The sequence below is a fragment of the Bradyrhizobium liaoningense genome, assembly GCF_018130785.1.
Lineage (GTDB): Bacteria > Pseudomonadota > Alphaproteobacteria > Rhizobiales > Xanthobacteraceae > Bradyrhizobium > Bradyrhizobium liaoningense_A.
On the sequence record NZ_JAFCJT010000002.1, the window covers coordinates 206,022 to 226,180 of the forward strand.

Consider the following 20,159-nt stretch of genomic DNA (forward strand, 5'->3'; position numbering starts at 1 on the left):
TGTTGCCGTTACCAGCTCGCGAGGCAGGATTGCGACCTCATTCCGCGGCCTCCCGAGCCGATCCCGGCATGACTGCATCAGTGCCTGAATGCAGCCCTAGGCCTTTCACCAGGCTGAAGATCGCGGGGATTACGATCAGCGTCAGCAGCGTCGACGAGATCATGCCGCCGATCATGGGCACGGCAATGCGCTGCATGATCTCCGAGCCGGTCCCGTTGCTCCACATGATCGGCAGCAGGCCGGCCATAATCGCGACCACCGTCATCATCTTCGGGCGGACGCGCTCGACCGCGCCTCGCATGATGGCCTTGTCGAGATCGTCTCGGGTGAGCGACCGGCCTGCGCGTGCGCAGTGCGTCCCCGTCTCGGCGAGCGCCTGGTTGAGGTAGATCAGCATCACCACGCCGGTCTCGGCCGCCACGCCCGCGAGCGCGATGAAGCCGACGGCGACAGCGACCGAGAGGTTGAAGCCGAGCCACCACATCAGCCACAGGCCGCCGACGAGGGCGAAGGGCAGGGAGAGCATCACGATCATGGTCTCGGTGACCGAGCGGAAGTTGAGGTAGAGCAGCAGGAAGATGATCAGCAGCGTCACCGGCACCACGATCTTCAGCCGCGCGGTGGCGCGTTCGAGATATTCGTATTGCCCGCTCCAGACCACGTAATAGCCTGGCGGGAACTGGATGCTCGCCTGCACCGCGCGCCGCGCATCGGCGACGTAGCCGCCGAGGTCGCGATCACGGATGTCGACATAGATGTAGGTGGCGAGTTGCCCGTTCTCGGTCCGGATCGAGGCCGGCCCGCGCGCCGGCGTGACGCTCGCGACCTCGCCGAGCGGGACCGCGCCGCCGCCCGGCAACGGCACCAGGATGTCGCTGGCGATCGCGGTCGGATTGTTCCGCAGGTCGCGGGGATAGCGCATGTTGACGGTAAAGCGCTGCCGGCCCTCGACGGTCGTCGTCACCGCCTGGCCGCCGAGCGCCGTCGCGATCGTGTCCTGCACGTCCTGCACCATGATGCCGTAGCGCGACAGCGCCTCACGGTCCGGCGTGATCTCGAGGTAGTAGCCGCCGAGGCCCCGCTCGGCATAGGCCGAGGACGTGCCGGGCACCGCCTTGAGCACCTGCTCGATCTGTCGGGCAAGCTTGTCGATCTCGACGAGATCGGTGCCGATGACCTTGATGCCGACGGGGGTCCGGATGCCGGTCGAGAGCATGTCGATGCGCGCCTTGATCGGCATGGTCCAGGCGTTGGAGACGCCAGGAAACTGAAGCGCCTTGTCCATCTCGGCGATCAGGCTGTCGACCGTCACGCCCGCGCGCCACTGCTCCTTCGGTTTGAGGTTGACCACCGTCTCGAACATTTCCGGGGGCGCCGGGTCGGTCGCGGTCGCCGCGCGTCCCGCCTTGCCATAGACCGAGGCCACTTCGGGGAACGAGCGGATGATCCGATCCTGGACCTGCATCAGTTCGGCCGCCCTCGTCACCGAAATCCCGGGCAGGGTGGTCGGCATGTACAACAATGTACCTTCGTTGAGGTTCGGCATGAACTCGGTGCCGAGCTGGCGCGCCGGCCAGACCGAGACTGCGAGCACACCGAGCGCGAGCACGATCACCAGCGTCCTGGCCTGCAGCACGCCCCTGATCACGGGGCGATAGATGAAGATCAGGAAGCGGTTGATCGGATTCCTGTGCTCCGGGATGATCCTGCCGCGGACGAAGATCACCATCAGTGCCGGCACCAGCGTCACCGACAGGAGGGCTGCCGCCGCCATCGCAAAGGTCTTGGTGAAGGCTAGCGGGCTGAACAGCCGGCCTTCCTGCGATTCCAGCGTGAAGATCGGCATGAACGACACGGTGATGATCAACAGGCTGAAGAACAGCGCGGGCCCGACTTCCGATGCCGCCTCGATCAGGATCGCGACGCGCGACCGGCCCGGCTCGGCGCGTTCGAGATGCTTGTGGGCATTCTCGATCATGACGATCGCGGCGTCTATCATGGCACCGATCGCGATTGCGATGCCTCCGAGGCTCATGATGTTGGAGCCGATGCCGAGCAACTTCATCGCGCCGAACGCCATCAGTACGCCGACCGGCAGCATCAGGATTGCGACGAGCGCGCTGCGAACGTGCAGCAGGAACACGATGCAGACGAGAGCAACGACGATGCTCTCTTCGACCAGCGTGTGCTTGAGCGTGGCGATGGCGGCGTAGATCAGGTTCGACCGGTCGTAAACCGGGACTATCTCGACCGATTTCGGCAGGCTGCTCGCGATCTCCTTGAATCGCTTCTTGACGTTCTCGATGACGTCGAGCGCGTTCATGCCGAAGCGCTGCAGGATGATACCGCTGGAGACTTCTCCCTCGCCATTGAGCTCGGTGATGCCGCGCCGCTCGTCCGGTCCCAGTTCGACCCTCGCGACGTCCCGCAGCAACACGGGCGTCCCCTTGTCGGTCTTGAGCACGATATTGCCGATGTCGTCGATGCTTTTCAGGTAACCCTTGCCTCGGATGACGTATTCGAACTCGGATAGTTCGACCGTGCGTCCACCGACGTCCGCGTTGCTGGCGCGGATCGCGTCGCGAACCTTTTGCATGGGGATGCCGAGGTCGCGCATCCGCTGCGGATCGAGGATCACGTTGTATTGCTTGACGAAGCCGCCGACGCTCGCCACCTCGGCGACGCCTTCGGCCTTGGCGAGGGCGAACTTCAGGTTCCATTCCTGGATGGTGCGTGTGTCGGCGAGATTCAGCTCCTTCGACATCACCGCGTACTGGTAAACCCAGCCGACGCCGGTGGCGTCCGGACCAATGGTTGGTGTCACTCCCGCCGGCAATCTCGATGTTGCAGCATTGAGGAATTCGAGCACGCGCGAGCGCGCCCAGTAGATGTCGGTGCCGTCCTCGAAGATGACGTAGACGAAGGAGACGCCGAAGAAGGAGAACCCGCGCACCACCTTCGATTTCGGCACCGTCAGCATGGCGGTGGCAAGCGGATAGGTGACCTGGTCTTCAATCACCTGAGGCGCCTGACCAGGGTATTCCGTGTAGACGATGACCTGGGTGTCGGAGAGGTCCGGGATGGCATCGAGCGGCAGATGGGCCAGTGCGTAGACACCGGCCGCAGCCGCGAAGCCGGTGCCGAACAGGACCAGCAGCAGATTGCGCGCCGACCATGCGATGAGACGAGCGATCATTTGCGCGCCTCCGTACCACCGGCTCGGTCCGCACCCGGCGTATTGTTGGCGTCGGCAAATCCCTTCAGCGCCGCTTTCAGATTGCTCTCGGCGTCGATCAGGAAGTTGGCCGAGGTCACGACCGCTTCGCCTTCGGCGAGGCCTTCCGCAATCTCGACGTAACCGCCGCCTCGACGGCCGAGCTTGACGTCGCGCGGCTCGAAGCGGCCCTGGCCCTTGTCGATCAGAACCGCCTGGCGCGTGCCACTGTCGAGTACCGCGTTTTCGGGAACAACGATCACCGGAGCTGGGGTCCCCGTCTCGATCGCGGCATCGACGTACATCTCGGGCCGCAACGCCTCATCGGGATTGGGCACTTCGACGCGGATGCGCGCTGTGCGGGTCTGCGCGTTCAGGTGTGGGTAGATCAGCGCCACGGCGCCGACGAAGGTCTGGCCCGTCAGCGCGCGCGGCCTGACGGTTACTTTCGTTCCGACGACGACCTGAGGCAGATCGCGTTCGGCGACGTCGATGAGAACCCAGACCAGGCGGTGATCGGCGATCCTGAACAGGACGTCGCCGGGTCCCGCCCGCATTCCGTTCACCGCGTTTCGCTCGAGGATTTCGCCGTCCTGCGGAGCGGGCCAGGGAATCGAGAGCGAGATGTCGCGCGTCCGTTCGAGCTCCTTGATGGCCTGCTCGGGCGTCGCGAGATTCTCCAGCCTGCGACGTGCGCCCTTCAGCTCCTTTCCGCTGGCGCCCGCGTTGATTGCGGACAGATATTCGGCAGCCGCGCTGGAGAGCGCCGGGCTGTACACGTTCATGAGCGGCTGCCCCTTGTGAACGTGCTCACCGGTGGTGACGTTGGCAACGCTTTCCACGAAGCCCTCGAAGCGCAGCGCGACCACCGAAATACGGCGTTCGTCCTCCTGGACGGTCCCGGGCGCGCGGATGACCGAGCTGATGGGCTGCCGCACGACCCGCTCGGATTTCGCGCCGGTGCGCTGGATCTTGCCTGGCGACAGCTTGACGGTCCCGTCGTCGCTGTCGTCGCCTTCGTAGACCGGAATGTAGTCCATCCCCATCGAGTCTTTCTTGGGGACTGGCGAGGTGTCTGGCAGGCCCATAGGATTGCGGTAGTACTTGATCTTGCCCGGGGGCATTGCCGCGGGCGCCGGAGCCATCGCGGCGTCTTGCTGGTTCGGATCGAAATTCAAGCTCTCCTCGGACTGCGTGACCGCACGATAGGCGCGGCCGTCCGGCGTGCTCGAAGGCTCCAGCGAATAGAGCGGCTTGTTGTCGGGGTCGCGGTAGTAGAGCGCGGCCTCCGTGGACGCAGGTGCAGCCTGCATCGGTTGTGCAGTGGTACGCGGGAGTGGCGACCATGCCGGCTCGGCCATCCAGAGCCAGGCCATCCCCGCTGCCAGTGCGGCTGCGAGGACGACGACGGTCGGTGCGCGTTTCACTGGCCGGCCTTCACGACCAGCTTGTTCTCCACGGTCCCGGTTTCGCCTTGGACCTTGGCGCCGAGCGATAGCTGCCAGCGTCCGGCCATGCTCAGGTTTGCCTTGAACTTGTAGACGCCCGGCTCGGTGGCGGAGACCGGCGTCAGCTTGGTCGCCATCTCGGCCATACCATCCGGGGCCATGTCCAGACGGCTCGCGAAGATCACCGCATCAGGCACCGCCTTGCCGGTCTTCTTGTTCATCAGCTTGACTGCGATTTCATTCGGTCCGACCGGGACCGCTTCGTGGACCAGCTGAAATGCGTAGTCGTTGATCTCGGCGCGGGCCGTCCCGGCGAGGCAGGTTGCGGCAAGCAGCGTCAGCGCGGCCGCCATGGTGCGCGCGGTGTTCAAGGTCTTCATGTGTTTATCCTCTATCTAGCTTTGGTTTCCGCCGATGACGGCGCGCAACGTTGCCGCCCGGGCATGGCCCGGGCAGCAGCGCGGTGTGACCGCAGCTAGCTTCGAGGTGGTCGTGCGGGGGGCGATGAGCCCAGGCCGTCAGCCTTGGCGTCGTCAAGCAACGCAAGCCTGCCGGAGTAGGCGAGATCGTATTGCAGCTTCACCGCTGCAACGGGCATGCCCTGGATGCTCTTCATCAAGCAGAGCCCCATGAAGGGACAGTCCTTGCAATCGTCCTTCTGCACCGGCGCCTTTTGATCCGGGCAGCACGGCATTTCATTCGCCATCGCGCCGTCGTCCATCGCCATCGTGTCGGAAGCGAGCTGCGCGGCGGCAGGTGCAGCCAGCGGCGCCATGGCCAGGGAGGCCATCACGAGCACCGCAAGCAGGCAGCGAAGGGCGTAAGCTATTTTCACGGCGTCATTTTCGCATGGGCGGTCCCGCTTGGGAAGGCAGGGAACTTCACGAGATCGCCATCGTTGCGGGCTGATGGTAAGATGACACGCGGAGAGGAGCCTGGAATGCCCGAAGAGCCTTGCTGCTCGCACGACGCGTGCTGCACGGAAGCTGCCAAACCCCGAGTGGAAGAGGTCGCCAGATCGGGCTGCGCCGATTGCTGCTCGGCAGGCGTTCCCGTCTTCGACGGGCTCGATCCCAGATACAAGCGCGTGCTATGGACCGTCATCGCCATCAACGCGACGATGTTCGTGAGCGAAATGGCGGCGGGCCACGTGGCCGGCTCGCAGGCTCTCAAGGCCGATGCTCTCGATTTCCTGGCCGATACAGTCACCTACGGCCTGAGCCTTTCGGTCATCGGCGCGACCATCAGGACACGCGCCACCGCCGCGCTGTTCAAGGGGTTGTCGCTCAGCGGCATGGCAGCCTGGGTGTTCGGGTCGACGGTCTATCAGACACTCGTCCTGGGGCTCCCGCGCGCGGAGCTGATGGGCGCGATGAGCCTGGCCGCGCTGGCGGCGAACCTGACCTCGGTTCTCCTGCTCGCGCGCTACAAGGACGGTGATGCCAACGTGCGGTCGGTCTGGCTCTGCTCGCGCAATGACGCCATCGGCAACGTGATCGTGATGGTTGCTGCCATTGGCGTATTCGGCACCGCAACGGCATGGCCCGATCTGGCTGTTGCCGCCGTGATGGCGGGAATCTTCCTCACTTCGTCGCTGCAAATCCTGCGGCAAGCGTGGGCGGAGTATCGCGGCGGGCAAGCTGCCGCGACTGCCTGAACCGCGAGGACGAACAGGTGTGCCGCGACAGAATTTTGAGTCAGCGCAAGCTACGCCTTTTCTTCCCAGATCATGGCGAGATGCACGATCGTCTGCACCGCCTTTTCCATGTCCTGCCGGCTGACCCATTCGAGCCGCGAATGAAACGCGTGCTCGCCGGCAAAGATGTTGGGGCAGGGCAGGCCCATGAAGGACAGGCGCGAGCCGTCGGTGCCGCCGCGGATCGCGGTCCGCATCGGGCGCAGGCCGGCACGGCGGATCGCTTCGATGGCGTATTCGAGGATGTGCGGGTGACGGTCGATCACCTGCTTCATGTTGCGGTACTGCTCCCTGACCTCGAAACTGTAGGTCGAGCGCGGATAGTCCTTCATCACGTCCTTGACGATGGTCTCGAGCAGGACTTCCTTCTCCTTCAGCCCTTCCTCGGTGAAGTCGCGCACGATGAAGGAGAGTGTCGCCTGCTCGAGCGCACCTTCGATCCCGATCGGATGCAAGAAGCCTTGCTTGCCTGACGTCGTCTCCGGCGAGCAGCCTTCCTTCGGCAGCCGCTCGACGATTGCCGCTGCGATCTTGATGGCGTGCTCCATCTTGCCCTTGGCATAACCGGGATGGGCGCTGACGCCGTTGATGGTGATGGTGGCGCCGTCGGCCGAGAAGGTCTCGTCCTCGACGGAGCCTGCGCTCTCGCCGTCCATGGTGTAGCCGAAATCGGCCCCCAATTTCTTCAGATCGACATTGTCGACGCCGCGGCCGATCTCCTCGTCCGGCGTGAAGAGGATCTTGATGGTGCCGTGCTTCACATCGGGGTTGTTGATGAAGAAATGCGCGGCATCCATGATCTCGGCGACGCCGGCCTTGTTGTCGGCCCCGAGCAGCGTGGTGCCGTCGGTGGTAATGATGTCGTTGCCGATCTGGTTCTTCAGCGCGGGATGTTCAGTGAAGCGGATCACCTGGCTGGTATCGCCCGGCAGCGTGATATCGCCGCCGCGATAGTTCTTCACCATCTGCGGCTTGACGTCCTCGCCCGAGCAATCGGGCGAGGTGTCCATGTGCGAGCAGAAGCAGATCACCGGCACCTTCTTGGTCGTATTGGCCGGGATCGTTCCGTAGACGTAGCCGTAGTCGTCGAGATGCGCGTCCGCGACGCCCATGGCCTTCAGCTCGGCGGCGAGCACGCGGCCGAGATCCTTCTGCTTCTCGGTCGAGGGCGAGGCCGGGGATTCCGGATCGGACTGGGTGTCGATGGTGACGTAGCGCAGGAAGCGCTCTGTCACGGTATGCTTGAAATTGAGGGAGGACATTTCTGGTCAAACCGCCGGGGCTTTGGGGAAGCAGGCGGTATATCAGAAAAGCGGGCTCGATGCGGCCGGAAGGAAGCTGGATCAGACTTAACAATCCGTAAGCAGCTAGATCGCCTCTTTCAGCTCCTTGACCGGGCGGAAGGCGACCTTCTTGCTGGCCTTGATGTGGATCGCCTCGCCGGTGGCGGGGTTGCGGCCGGTGCGGGCGGCGCGCTTGCGGACCTGGAGGATGCCGAGACCGACGATGCGGACGCGGTCGCCCTTCTTGAGGTGCCTGGTGATCAGGTCGACCATGTCGGTGAGGACGGCCTCGGCGTGCTTTTTCGACAGGTCCTGGCTCTCCGCGATGTCGGCGGCGAGGTGCTTGAGCGTGATGGTGGCGGGAGCGGCTGCCTTCTTCGCCGAATCCTTCTTAGCCATGTCTGGCCTCCTCAATGAACAGGGAAGCCCCGGAAAAGCCGGGAAAGCGTGGGGATCCCTCCAAGTCCTGGCAGGCGTAGACGATTCGGGCGCGGGCTGACTATGCCACGGGTTCCCGACGGCCGCCGGCAATCACCGCGCAGCCGGGAAGGGCAGCGGAAAGTTCGGGCTAAGACTATGAAGGGATTGCCAAAATGGCGCGAGAGACGGGGCTCGAACCCGCGACCTCCGGCGTGACAGGCCGGCGCTCTAACCAACTGAGCTACTCCCGCGTGGTTCGCTGAAAGCGCGCGGAACGAGGGGGGACTTAAAGGCGGGGCTGGGTGAAGTCAAGGACGTTGCGCTTCGTCAGGACGCATCGGCTAAGCATTGCTCTGGAAAACGAAAAAAGCCGCCTGGCGGCGGCCCTTGGTCAGCGCAAGGCGGTGCATGTCAGCGAATCTCGGACGTGCCCGCGCTGGTCACCGCCACCGGCTTGCCGGCCTTGATCACGTGGGTGGACTGGGCTGTCTGGCTGTAATCGGCGTTGGTACGGGCTGCGATCCCGAAGCCGGCGACCAGGATACCAGCCACGAGCGCCACCACCACGATCTTCAGGTGGGTACCGCGATCAGCAGAGTGAAATGAGTGGTTCATCTGAGCCTCCCGACGGGCTTCGCCGTCGTCTATGGGCTCACGTCTTAAGGACCATCTGTTTCCGGATGGTTTCGCGGGTTCCGCAAAATGGTTTCATTAATGCGCCGGCTCGGTTTCGCCGGGCTTGCGGCCGAGCCGGCTTCAGGCGGCCCGGCCGATGTCGTTCCGGATCGAGCGGGCGGCCCAGACGAACAGCAGGGCCCCCAGCGTGGTCGTGACCGCCGCCGAGAGCAGGGAATAGCGCACGGCGTCCGCACCATAAGTGCCCTTCAGGGCGTCGTTGACCATGCCGACTGCGAGCGGGCCGACGCCCTGGCCGAAGCAGGTGGCGGTGAGCGCGATCAGGGCGGAGGCGAGCGCCCGCATGCTCGGCTTGGCCACCGTCTGCGCGATCGCGAAGATCGGCCCGAGATGGAAGCCGACCAGGAACGAGGTCAGCGCCAGCATGGCCACCATCATCGCGAAATCCTGCGTCAGCATGCACAGCGCGAACACCGGGCCTGCGAGGCCGGAGGTGATCGCCGGCGCCCACAGCTTCCAGCGATCGTCGCGGCGGCTGATTTGCGCCACGACGAAGCCGCCGAGCAAGGTGCCTGCCATGCCGGCGAGCCCCTTGAAGGTGCCGGCATAGGTGCCGATCTCGGCACTCGACAGATGGTGTACGCGGGCGAGGAACGGCGGGATCCAGGCCGCGGTCGCGTAGTTCGTGTAGGTCGTCAGGCAGAAGCCGACCAGCACGATGATGAAGCTTCGCTGCGAGGCGAGGAAGCGCAGGGTCGGCCCGAGCGGCTCGGGTACAAAACTCTCCTGCATCGCACCGCGCTTCGGCTCGGAGATCGTCAGCCACAGGATCAATGCGAGCAGGATGCCGGGCAGGCCGGCGACATAGAACGCCATCCGCCAGCCATAGTGCTGGTTGACGTAGCCGCCGACGAAATAGCCGAGGAAGACGCCGAGATAGGTGCCGATGGCGTAGATGCCCAGCGCGCGCGGGCGCTCGTTCTTGGTGAAGAGATCGGCGACGATCGACTGCGAGGCGGGTGAGCCCGCGGATTCGCCGATGCCGACGCCGATGCGCGCCAGCGCCAGCGAGGTCACGCTCGAGGCCATCCCGCACAGCGCCGTCATCGCGCTCCAGAACGCGAAGGCCGCGGCGACGATGTTGCGCCGGTTGAGTCGGTCGGCGACGCGCGCGATGGGAATGCCGAGCAGGGAATAGAACAGCGCGAAGCCGAAGCCCGCGAGCAGGCCCATCATGGTGTCGCTGAGCTGAAACTCCTTCTTGATCGGCTCGATCAGGACGTTGAAGATCGTGCGGTCGAGGAAGTTCAGCGCATAGATGATGGTGAGCAGGCCCAGCACGTAATAGCGCCGCGGCGTGGGCGGTGCCGCGGCGGCCGCTTGCACCGACATCTGTGACGTCACATCGACCATCGCATCCCCCCAATTTGTCTTTGTTATCGTTGTCGGTCCAGCTTTATTCGAGCTGGTTGTTTTCATGCGTCGCGGATGTAATTCCCTGCTTCGAATTCAACGGGCGTAGTGCTTGCGCCGAATGAAACTCCGATCGGGTCGCGACCTGCTTCCATGGCCTCGAGTTGTTCGCCCAGCATGCGCCGGATCATCAGGATGCCGCGGTCGCTCTGGCCGAAATGCTCCTCGGAATGAACGGTCACGGCGCCTTGACCAACCTGGGCTTCGTAATCGCCGGGGAATTGCTGATGCTCGGCCTCGGTCATGTCCCACCAGAACTTTCCGTTGAATTTCGAGCGCATGCGGCCGATGTCGCCGGAAGTCTTGACGCGGCCGGCGACGTAGATGCGGAAAGACGTGTCGTCGATCGGCAGCGTCCATCCAATCGACTCGACGCGGGCAAACTGCGCCACGCGCGGATTGGGTACGACGCGCAAGGTGGGCAGCGCGGCTTCGGTGACGCGATAAAACACCTTGCCGTCGTCCTGCTTGCGGATCGAGCGCACGGCGATGCCGCGCGGCGTCTTGTCGAATTTCACCTCCGGCATCGAAGCCATCATGTTGGTGAATTGCGGACCCGAGAACGAGCCGTGCAGCACCGGCACGTGATAAGGATCGACCACGTTCTCGAAATGCTGGAGCCAGTTGCAAGGGATGACCGCGGGGCCGCCGCCACCGATCGAGGAGTCATCCGCTTCGACGAACTCGCCGTCGTCCATGTTTTCGAGGCACTCGTAGCGCGGCAGCACCGGGCGTTTCTCGGCCGGGCCCATATAGGCGAAGATCAGTCCGTAGCGCTCCTCGACCGGATACCAGGGCTGGCGCACCTTGTCCTTGAACTGGCCGCCATCGGGCTCGCAGGGCTGCTCCAGGCAGTGACCCTCGGTGTCGAACTTCCAGCCGTGATAGCAGCAGCGGATGCCGTCTTCCTCGACCTTGCCGTAATAGAGGGTGGTGCCGCGATGGCAGCAGCGCGCGTGCAGCAGGCCGACGCGGCCGTGCCTGTCGCGGAACAGGATCAGATCCTCGCCGAGCGCACGTACCTTCTTCGGCGTGTTGGTGGCGTCGCTGACGAGCCCGACCGGATGCCAGTAGCGGCGCAGCAACTCGCCCATCGGCGTGCCGCGCACGACCGAGGTGAGCTCGGTGCGCGTGTGCGCCGGCTTCATCGCGTAGCCGGTGCCGAGATCGCGATCCCGCTGGGTCGTCGTCATGTTGTTCCTCCCGCCGCTGGCCTTGGTGGCCGGGTCGCTTTTTGGTGCGGTGACACAGTGAAAGATAAATCGATGACAATGTCAACGATCTTCCGGAATGCCTCTTAGTCGCATTCGGATCTGGTGGGGGAGGTTGCGCTACCAAGACTTGGCACGCCCTGGCTTTCTTGGCAGAGGTGGATCATGAGCCAGACATCGAGCAGGGACGGGCGCAAATCGTCCGATGCGGACGAAAGCCACTCGCCGGCGCCGATCACCGTGATGCTGTCGTCGCGGTTGATGGTGCTGGCCAATCTGCTCAAGCGCGGCGCCATCCTGCGCTACAAGCGCCTCGCCGGATTGTCCTCGGTCGAGTTCGGTCTTGTCGCCTCGCTCGGCCGCCGGCCGCCGATGAGCGTGGCGCGACTCGCCGAGGCCGTTGGCCAGGACAAGGGCCAGATCAGCCGCGCGCTCGCGGAACTCGTCTCGCGCAAGCTGATCGCGAAATCGGCGAACCCGAAGGACAGCCGCGAGGTGCTGGTCTCGCTGACCGCGGCAGGGCTCGCCGCGCATGATGCGATCGTCGAAGGCGCGCAGGAGCGCAATCGGCAATTGCTGGAACAGTTGAGCAAGGACGAGTTCGAGACGCTGCTGGCACAGATCGATCGTCTCACGGCGACAGCCGAGAAGATGCTCGAAGCCGAGAAAGTTCCGCGCTGATCGCTCAGCAATCCCCAGAAACATTGGATCGTTTCTAAGAGTCTTTCTAAGAACCTTTCAATTAGGGAATTCGCGCGCGCTCACCTAAGCGTCATCGCAAGCACTTGCCGTTGGGGGAACGACGGCAGGACGCAGCAAATAGACATCTTGGGGTGCGCGTTGAACAGTCTTCGTATGCTGCGGTCGGCCGTATTGGCGACCGCGTCCGCTTTCGTGTTGATGCCGCAGGCATCGCTCGCACAATCCTCGGCACAAAGCGGCGCGCAAAATCTGCCGTCGGTGACAGTCAACGCGCCGGAAGCACGCCGACGCGCGCCTGCCGCCGTGCGCCGCGCGGCGCGGCCGTCGGTGCAGTCCGCCGCCAGCCGCAGGCCGGTTCAACAGCGCAATGTCGGCTTCGTCGAGACGCCGCGCGGTCCGGTGAACGGCTATGTCGCCAACCGCAGCTCGTCGGGCACCAAGACCAACACGCCGATCATGGAGACGCCGCAATCGGTATCGGTGATTGGCGCAGACCAGATCCGCGACCAGAAGCCGAACAAGCTCGACGAAGTCCTGCGCTACACCGCCGGCGTGCGGGCCGGCACCTTCGGCGCCGACACCCGCAACGACTGGTGGCTGATCCGCGGCTTCAAGTCGGACGACATCGGGCTGTTCCTCGACGGCATGCAGCTGTTCTACACCTCGTACGCGAGCTGGAAGCTTCAGCCGTCGAACATGGAGCGCGTCGAGGTGCTGCGCGGTCCGTCGGCGGTGCTCTATGGCGGATCGAGCCCGAGCGGTATCGTCAACGTCATCAGCAAGATGCCGCCGGCCGAGCCGGTTCGCTACATCGAGACCGGCGTCAACAATTTCGGCAACGCCTATGTCGGTTTCGATGTCGGCGGTCCCGTCGCGACACAGCCCCAGGACGGCAAGCTGTTCTACCGCGTCGTCGGCCAGGTCCAGAACGGCCCGACGCAGGTCAACTTCACGCCCGACAACAATTACTTCATCGCGCCGTCGTTCACCTGGAAGCCCGACGCCGACACGACGTTCACGGTGTTGGCCTCGGCCTCGAAGCAGGATACCCGCGGCATCAACTTCCTGCCCTATCAGGGCACGGTGACCAACGCCCCGTTCGGCAAGATCCCGACCAGCTTCTTCGTCGGCGATCCCACTGTCGACAAGTTCACGCGCGAGCAGGAGATGCTCGGCTATCAGTTCGAACGCAATCTCACCGACGATCTGACGTTCCGGCAGAACGCGCGGTTCGCGCATATCGACCTGACCTATCGCGGCTACGTCGGCAACGGCTGGGACAATATCAATGCGGCCTCTCTCGGTCGCTACAATTGGTATGCGAAGGACACCGCCAACCAAGCCGATCTCGACAACCAGCTGGAATATCGCTTCAACACCGGTCCTGTCAGGCACACGATGCTGTTCGGTGTCGATCTGAAAGGGTATCAGATCGACGACTATCAGGCCTTCAACTTCGGCACCGTTCCTCCGATCAATGTGCTCAATCCGGTCTACGGCATTAACATCCCCCTCACAGGCCCGCCGTTCCGTAACTTCCTGATCACGCAGAAGCAGGCCGGCACCTACCTCCAGGACCAGATGAAGCTCGGTAACTTCACGCTGGTGCTGAGCGGCCGCAACGATTGGGTCGAGACGACGCAGGCCGCCCGTGACACTGGGGCGACGCTCGCCAGCAACAATGACAGCCAGTTCAGCGGCCGCGCAGGCCTGATCTACAATTTCGACAACGGCATCGCGCCCTACATCTCCTACGCGACGAGTTTCAACCCGATCATCGGTCTCAACGCGCAGAACCAGCTCTTCGTGCCGGAGACCGGCAGGCAGGCCGAGATCGGTGTGAAGGTCGCACCCAGGGGATTTGACGGCTATTTCACTGCTTCGGTGTTCGACCTGAAGCGCCAGAACGTGCCGACCACCGATCCGATCATCACCACGCTGCAGAACCAGACCGGCGAGGTGACCTCGCGCGGCGTCGAGCTCGAAGCGGTGGCCAATGCGACGAAGGAGCTGAAATTCATCGGCGCCTTCACGGCCTATCATCTCTTCACCAGCAGGGATCTCGATCCGGCGCTGGTGGGCAAGACGCCGACCAATACGCCTGAATTGCTAGTCTCGGGCTGGGCGGACTACACCTTCAAGGACGGGCCGCTCGAAGGGTTTGGTTTCGGCGGCGGCGTGCGCTATGTCGGCTCCTCCTGGGCCGACCCCGCCAACACGCTCGAGGTTCCCGCGGTAGTGCTCGGCGATCTCGCGATCCACTATGAATGGCAGAACTGGCGCACGGCGCTCAACGTGATCAATTTGACCGACAAGATCTATGTCGCGAGCTGTGCCGCGGCCTCGTCCTGCTTCTACGGCGATCGGCGCCGCGTCACTGCGAGCGTCTCCTACAAGTGGTGAGTGCAGAGGGGAGGGCCTCGTGAAGGCGCGCACGGTAAGGCTCTGGTCCGTGGTCCACGCCTGGACCAGCCTGATCTCGACCGTCTTCCTGCTCCTGCTCTGCCTGACCGGCCTGCCGCTGATCTTCCATCACGAGATCGATGAGCTCCTGGGCTATGCCCCCCAGCCCGAAGCTCATGCGGGCGCGGCGCGTGCGACGACCCAAGCGGTCGCCGACGCCGCGCTCGCCGCCGATCCCGGCCGCGTGCTGCAATATATCTCCTGGGACAAGGACGAGCCCGGGATCGTGACCGCGTTCACCAACAGCGCCGTCGACGGGCTGCCCGACAACACGACCGTGCGTGCCTTCGATGCAGGGTCGACCAAGCTGCTCGGACCGGTCGGCATCGGGCCGATGCTGATCATGCTCAAGCTGCACACCGACATGTTTGTCGGCCAGCCCGGGAAATTGTTCCTCGGCGGGATGGGCCTGTTGTTCGCCGTCGCCATCATCTCCGGCGTGGTGCTGTATTGGCCGTTCACCCGCCGTCTGCGCTTTGCCACCATCCGCGATCACGCCTCGCGCCGCGTGCGCTGGCTCGACTGGCACAATCTGATCGGCGTCGTGACGGTGGCCTGGGCGCTGGTGGTCGGTCTCACCGGCGTCGTCAATACCTGGGCCGAGCTGATGCTCAACCAGTGGAAGGCCACCGAGCTCGCCAGCATGGTCGCGCCCTATGCTGGCAAGCCGCCACCGGCGCATCTGGCCTCGCTGGACGACGTCGTGGCGCGCGCCAGACAGGCGGCGCCCGGGATGGAGGTCGCCTTCATCGCCTTTCCGGGGACGCCGTTTACGTCCTCGCACCACTTCGCCGCCTTCATGCGCGGGGACACGGCGCTGACGGCGCGGCTGCTCAAACCGGTGCTGCTCGACGGCGAGACGGGGGAGGTCGCCGACAGCCGGGCACTGCCGCTCTATCTCCAGGCGCTCCTGATCTCGCAGCCGCTGCATTTCGGCGATTATGGCGGCATGCCGCTCAAGGCGATCTGGGCCGTGCTCGACATTCTCACGATCGTTGTGATCGGCAGCGGCCTCTATCTCTGGCTGGCACGGCGGCGCAAGCGTGCGCCCGCCCGGACCGACGCATTCGCCAGACGAACCCCGGTCCCGTCGTGATGCATGGCTCCTCTGACCGCTCGCGCCTGTGGATACGTGTCTTTGCTGCACCCATCTTGCTCGCGGCTGCGACCATCACCGGCCTGCTGGCTGCGCTGCTCTGGGGAACGGTCGGACAGTATGTCGCCTGGGTGACGGTCGGGGCCCCGGTGCTGGTCATCGCGTGGGTTTGGGTGCGCTGCCGGACCCAAAAAACCGGGCAATTCTCGCGGACGATACGCGGCAAATAGCTGCCTCGGCCCGTGCGCCGCAATCTTCGAACGGCTGCCCTGCAAAACTGTGGCCGCCCTTGCTGGGATTGGCGATCTGCTCCATACCAGCCGCGGGGTGATTCCGGGATTTCTATCGTTCTGGGGGCGGCAAAGGGCCTAAAAAGAGCGTGTCTTGCGCCCATTGGTGCACTGCGCTAAGGCTCAGAACAATTCCAAACTGGACGAATCCGTGGCTGTCCCGAGGCTGCGGGAAAAAGGGCTCGTCAATGAGCGGCATTCTGCAGAACTATCTTCCACTCGTCGTCTTTATAGGGGTAGCGGGCCTCATCGGCCTCGTGCTGCTGATCGCGCCCTTCATCGTGGCGTTCCAGCAACCGGACCCGGAAAAGCTGTCGGCGTATGAGTGCGGTTTCAACGCCTTCGACGACGCCCGAATGAAGTTCGACGTCCGCTTCTATCTGGTCGCCATCCTCTTCATCATCTTCGACCTCGAGGTGGCGTTCCTGTTTCCCTGGGCGGTGGCGTTCGGCAAGCTTGGCGCGACCGGCTTCTGGTCCATGGTGGTGTTCCTCGGCGTGCTGACGGTCGGGTTCGCCTATGAATGGAAGAAGGGAGCACTGGAATGGGATTGAACCCTGCAACGTCCTCGGGCCCGGTCGTAGCGCCGGCCCCCAAGGGCATCCTGGATCCGTCGACCGGCCGGCCGGTCGGCGCCAATGATCCGTTCTTCCTCGAGGTCAATTCCGAGCTGTCCGACAAGGGCTTCTTCGTGGCCGCGACCGACGACCTTATCACCTGGGCCCGCACCGGCTCGCTGATGTGGATGACCTTCGGCCTCGCTTGCTGTGCGGTCGAGATGATGCAGGTGTCGATGCCGCGCTATGACGTCGAGCGCTTCGGCTTCGCGCCGCGTGCCTCGCCGCGCCAGTCCGACGTGATGATCGTCGCCGGCACCCTGACCAACAAGATGGCGCCCGCGCTGCGCAAGGTCTACGACCAGATGCCCGAGCCGCGCTACGTCATCTCGATGGGCTCCTGCGCCAATGGCGGCGGCTACTACCACTATTCCTATTCGGTCGTGCGAGGCTGCGACCGCATCGTGCCGATCGACATCTACGTGCCGGGCTGCCCGCCTACGGCGGAAGCGCTGCTGTACGGCGTGCTGCTGCTGCAGAAGAAGATCCGCCGCACCGGCACCATCGAACGCTAAGGTTTTACGTCATGGACGACGCCAAGCTCGACGCACTGGGGCAGACGATCGTTAGCGCGCTTCCGGGCGCTGCCATCGGTCATTCGGTGGCCTTCAACCAGCTCACGGTCGACGTCGAGGCCGCCAAGATCGTCGAGGTGGTCAAGTACCTCCGCGACGATCCGAAGTGCCGGTTCATCAACTTCACCGACATCACGGCCGCGGACTATCCCTCGCGCGAAAAACGCTTCGACGTGATCTATCACTTGCTGTCTCCGACCCTGAACACGCGGATCCGGCTCAAGGCCCAGGCCGACGAGACCACGCAGGTGCCGTCGCTGATCGACGTGTTCCCGGGCGCGGACTGGTTCGAGCGCGAGGCCTACGACCTCTACGGCGTGTTCTTCGTCGGTCACCCCGACATGCGCCGCCTGCTGACCGACTACGGTTTCGAGGGCCATCCGCTGCGCAAGGATTTCCCGACCACCGGTTTCGTCGAGGTCCGCTACGACGACCAGGAGAAGCGGGTGGTGTACGAGCCCGTCAGGCTCAACCAGGAATTCCGCAAGTTCGATTTCCTCTCGCCATGGGAAGGAGCGGACTATCCGCTTCCCGGTGACGAGAAGGCGGGACCGAAGGTCTGATCATGAACGAGCAACCCGAACAGCTTCGCAATTTCACCATCAACTTCGGGCCCCAGCATCCGGCTGCGCACGGCGTGCTGCGGTTGGTCCTGGAGCTTGACGGCGAAGTCGTCGCGCGCGTCGATCCGCATATCGGCCTGCTTCACCGCGGCACCGAAAAATTGATCGAGCAGAAGACCTATCTCCAGGCGATCCCGTATTTCGACCGCCTCGACTACGTCGCGCCGATGAATCAGGAGCATGCCTTCTGTCTCGCCGCTGAAAAGCTGCTCGGCATCGAGGTGCCGCGCCGTGGCCAGTTGATCCGCGTGCTGTATTGCGAGATCGGCCGCATCCTCTCGCACCTCCTCAATGTCACCACGCAAGCGATGGACGTCGGCGCGCTGACCCCGCCGCTGTGGGGCTTCGAAGAGCGCGAGAAGCTGATGGTGTTCTACGAGCGCGCCTCCGGCAGCCGTATGCACGCAGCTTTCTTCCGCGTCGGCGGCGTGCATCAGGACCTGCCGCAGAAGCTGGTCGACGACATCGAGGCCTGGTGCGATCCGTTCCTGAAGGTCGTGGACGACCTCGATCGCCTCCTCACCGCCAACCGCATCTTCAAGCAGCGCAACGTCGACATCGGCGTGGTGCCGCTGAAGGAAGCCTGGGAGTGGGGTTTCTCGGGCGTCATGGTGCGCGGCTCGGGCGCGGCCTGGGATTTGCGCAAGTCGCAGCCCTATGAGTGCTACGCCGAGATGGATTTCGACATCCCGATCGGCAAGAACGGCGACTGCTACGATCGCTACCTGATCCGCATGGAAGAGATGCGCCAGTCCGTGCGCATCATGAAGCAGTGCATCCAGAAGCTGAATGCAGCCGAAGGGAAGGGGCCTGTCGTCGTCGAGGACAACAAGGTCGCGCCGCCGCGCCGCGGCGAGATGAAGCGCTCGATGGAAGCGCTGATCCACCACTTCAAGCTCTACACCGAAGGCGTCCACGTGCCGGCCGGCGAAGTCTACGCCGCGGTCGAGGCGCCGAAGGGCGAGTTCGGCGTCTATCTGATCTCCGATGGCACCAACAAGCCCTACAAGTGCAAGATCCGCGCGCCGGGCTTTGCGCATCTGCAGGCGATGGACCACATCTGCCGCGGCCATCTGCTTGCCGACGTCTCGGCGATCCTCGGCTCGCTCGACATCGTGTTCGGAGAGGTCGATCGGTGAGAGCCATAATGCCTATCGCGATACTTGCTGGTGCGGGTTGTTGGGCCGGAAGCGCGCAGGCGCAGCTTCCGACCGCATTCTCCTCGCCGTGCCCAGGAGCAAGAACCGTCGCGAATTGGTGTCCGGATCAGTTGTCCAAAGAAGGCTGGAAGCTGAAATATGAAAGCGTAAGTCCGCGCGACCTGATGGATGTGTCCTGGCGCTACGAAGTATGGATTCGCGAGCGGGCCGCAGTTCTGTGCGGACTGAGTGGAAGCCGTGGCGGCCAGAAGACGAACTTTTGCAAGGAACTAAGCGAGGTCGATCGGTGATGGCGCAGGCGCCAATCCAGTTTGACCGTGCCTCGGGGGCCCTTGAAGGGGCCAACCTGTGGGAGCGGACGGCTGCCTTGGCGCTGGTGACGGGATCGAAGATCTCGTCGCACTTCTCGCATATGGGCTACATCGCCTGCGCGAACCTGCTGCGGAAAACGCTGCCCGAGCGCAATATCGCGATCAGGCTCAACTCCGACGCCGTGTTCGAGTTCCCTTACGGCGACGGCTATTGGAGCAAGCTCCTCAACCGCTCCTACAATTACGAGGACGAGCTTGAGCTGCTGTTCGCCGACTCCATCGACGTCGACTACACGCTGCTCGATTGCGGCGCGAACTACGGCTACTGGTCGGTGCTGGTGTCGAGCAAGCCGTTCGGCTCGCACAAGGCGATCGCGATCGAGCCGTCGGGCCAGAACTACCCGAAGCTCGCCAACAACGCCCGCGTCAATGGCAATCGCTTCGAGACCCTGAAATGCGCGATCGGCGCGGCTCGCGGCACCGCGCGTCTGTCCGGCACCAAGCACGAAGCCTTCAGCATCGCCGGCGCTCCGTCGGCAGGCGGCGAGGAAGTGCCCGTTCTCGCGCTCGACAATCTCATCGACGACGGCAAGGTGGCGGCCCACGGCAAGTACCTGATCAAGCTCGACGTCGAGGGCGTCGAGATCGAGGCGATCAAGGGCGGCGCCCGGCTGCTTGAGACCGACAGCGTCATCATGTGCGAGGAGCACGGCAGCGACCGCAGCCACGCAGTGTCGCGCTATATCCTCGAACAAACCCCGCTGAAGCTGATCGTGCTCGATCCGCGCACCAACCGGATGGAGACCGTGACCGAGCTGTCGATCCTCGACCGCATCAAGGTCTCGACCCACGTCGGCTACAACGTTTTCGGCACCGCAAGCGCATTCTGGCAGGACAGGATCGATGCCCTGAATGCGAAAACCGCGCGCCGTATGCAGTGA

General features: G+C 64.0%; 18 protein-coding genes and 1 tRNA gene. 9 read left to right on the top strand and 10 right to left on the bottom strand.

The genetic code is table 11. The features are described from left to right. Positions 1–37 precede the first annotated feature (37 nt). The 4 genes from JQ627_RS06625 to JQ627_RS06640 form a co-directional block, all read right to left on the bottom strand. On the bottom strand, positions 38–3,196 hold the full coding sequence (locus JQ627_RS06625; RefSeq protein ID WP_212483354.1) for an efflux RND transporter permease subunit: 3,159 nt from the start codon (positions 3,194–3,196) through the stop codon (positions 38–40). After that, the gene (locus JQ627_RS06630; protein ID WP_312015736.1) at positions 3,193–4,641 is read right to left on the bottom strand and encodes an efflux RND transporter periplasmic adaptor subunit; all 1,449 of its coding nucleotides are present in this window, start codon (positions 4,639–4,641) and stop codon (positions 3,193–3,195) included. Before JQ627_RS06630 ends, JQ627_RS06625 begins: the two co-directional genes overlap by 4 nt. Beyond that, entirely contained in the window at positions 4,638–5,042 is a 405-nt protein-coding gene (locus JQ627_RS06635; protein ID WP_212483355.1) for a FixH family protein, read from the bottom strand. Before JQ627_RS06635 ends, JQ627_RS06630 begins: the two co-directional genes overlap by 4 nt. Before the next feature lie 95 nt (positions 5,043–5,137). Continuing rightward, positions 5,138–5,497, bottom strand: coding sequence for a hypothetical protein (locus JQ627_RS06640; RefSeq protein WP_212483356.1), 360 nt, complete (start codon positions 5,495–5,497; stop codon positions 5,138–5,140). A gap of 105 nt (positions 5,498–5,602) precedes the next feature. Here JQ627_RS06640 and JQ627_RS06645 point away from each other — a divergent pair, with 105 nt between their 5' ends. Then, on the top strand, positions 5,603–6,319 hold the full coding sequence (locus JQ627_RS06645) for a cation transporter (protein ID WP_212483357.1): 717 nt from the start codon (positions 5,603–5,605) through the stop codon (positions 6,317–6,319). Between the two features lie 50 nt (positions 6,320–6,369). Here the strand turns inward: JQ627_RS06645 and pepT are convergent, their stop codons facing one another. The 6 genes from pepT to JQ627_RS06675 form a co-directional block, all read right to left on the bottom strand. Continuing rightward, positions 6,370–7,620, bottom strand: a complete 1,251-nt coding sequence (gene pepT, locus JQ627_RS06650) for a peptidase T (RefSeq protein WP_212483358.1) — start codon at positions 7,618–7,620, stop codon at positions 6,370–6,372. 105 nt (positions 7,621–7,725) lie between these two features. Further along, the gene (locus JQ627_RS06655; RefSeq protein ID WP_212483359.1) at positions 7,726–8,040 is read right to left on the bottom strand and encodes an HU family DNA-binding protein; all 315 of its coding nucleotides are present in this window, start codon (positions 8,038–8,040) and stop codon (positions 7,726–7,728) included. Between the two features lie 195 nt (positions 8,041–8,235). Further along, positions 8,236–8,312, bottom strand: a tRNA-Asp gene (locus tag JQ627_RS06660). 160 nt (positions 8,313–8,472) lie between these two features. After that, positions 8,473–8,676 carry a hypothetical protein gene (locus JQ627_RS06665; RefSeq protein ID WP_212483360.1) on the bottom strand — a complete coding sequence of 68 codons (204 nt, stop codon included), beginning with the start codon at positions 8,674–8,676 and terminating at the stop codon, positions 8,473–8,475. 141 nt (positions 8,677–8,817) lie between these two features. Then, positions 8,818–10,110, bottom strand: a complete 1,293-nt coding sequence (locus JQ627_RS06670; RefSeq protein WP_212483361.1) for an MFS transporter — start codon at positions 10,108–10,110, stop codon at positions 8,818–8,820. A 62-nt stretch (positions 10,111–10,172) separates the two neighbouring features. Next, positions 10,173–11,363 (bottom strand): aromatic ring-hydroxylating dioxygenase subunit alpha, encoded by a 1,191-nt coding sequence (locus JQ627_RS06675; protein ID WP_212483362.1) that lies wholly within the window; start codon positions 11,361–11,363, stop codon positions 10,173–10,175. Positions 11,364–11,546: 183 nt separating this feature from the next. On the opposite strand from JQ627_RS06675, the gene JQ627_RS06680 reads away from it, so the two are divergent. From JQ627_RS06680 to JQ627_RS06715, 8 genes are all read left to right on the top strand, one after another. Continuing rightward, positions 11,547–12,062, top strand: a complete 516-nt coding sequence (locus JQ627_RS06680; RefSeq protein WP_212483363.1) for a MarR family winged helix-turn-helix transcriptional regulator — start codon at positions 11,547–11,549, stop codon at positions 12,060–12,062. Positions 12,063–12,236: 174 nt separating this feature from the next. Then, a complete protein-coding gene (locus JQ627_RS06685; RefSeq protein ID WP_212484065.1) occupies positions 12,237–14,486 on the top strand; it encodes a TonB-dependent siderophore receptor in 2,250 nt (749 codons plus the stop codon). A 19-nt stretch (positions 14,487–14,505) separates the two neighbouring features. Continuing rightward, complete coding sequence (locus tag JQ627_RS06690; RefSeq protein ID WP_212483364.1) at positions 14,506–15,642, top strand: PepSY domain-containing protein; 1,137 nt, start codon at positions 14,506–14,508, stop codon at positions 15,640–15,642. Between the two features lie 478 nt (positions 15,643–16,120). Further along, complete coding sequence (locus JQ627_RS06695; protein WP_007603535.1) at positions 16,121–16,486, top strand: NADH-quinone oxidoreductase subunit A; 366 nt, start codon at positions 16,121–16,123, stop codon at positions 16,484–16,486. Then, on the top strand, positions 16,477–17,064 hold the full coding sequence (locus JQ627_RS06700) for an NADH-quinone oxidoreductase subunit B family protein (RefSeq protein ID WP_014494855.1): 588 nt from the start codon (positions 16,477–16,479) through the stop codon (positions 17,062–17,064). The genes JQ627_RS06695 and JQ627_RS06700 overlap by 10 nt, the downstream gene beginning before the upstream one ends. An 11-nt stretch (positions 17,065–17,075) precedes the next feature. Continuing rightward, positions 17,076–17,687 (top strand): NADH-quinone oxidoreductase subunit C, encoded by a 612-nt coding sequence (locus tag JQ627_RS06705; RefSeq protein WP_212483365.1) that lies wholly within the window; start codon positions 17,076–17,078, stop codon positions 17,685–17,687. A gap of 2 nt (positions 17,688–17,689) precedes the next feature. Then, entirely contained in the window at positions 17,690–18,886 is a 1,197-nt protein-coding gene (locus JQ627_RS06710) for an NADH-quinone oxidoreductase subunit D (protein WP_212483366.1), read from the top strand. A 310-nt stretch (positions 18,887–19,196) separates the two neighbouring features. After that, the gene (locus JQ627_RS06715) at positions 19,197–20,159 is read left to right on the top strand and encodes an FkbM family methyltransferase (RefSeq protein ID WP_212483367.1); all 963 of its coding nucleotides are present in this window, start codon (positions 19,197–19,199) and stop codon (positions 20,157–20,159) included.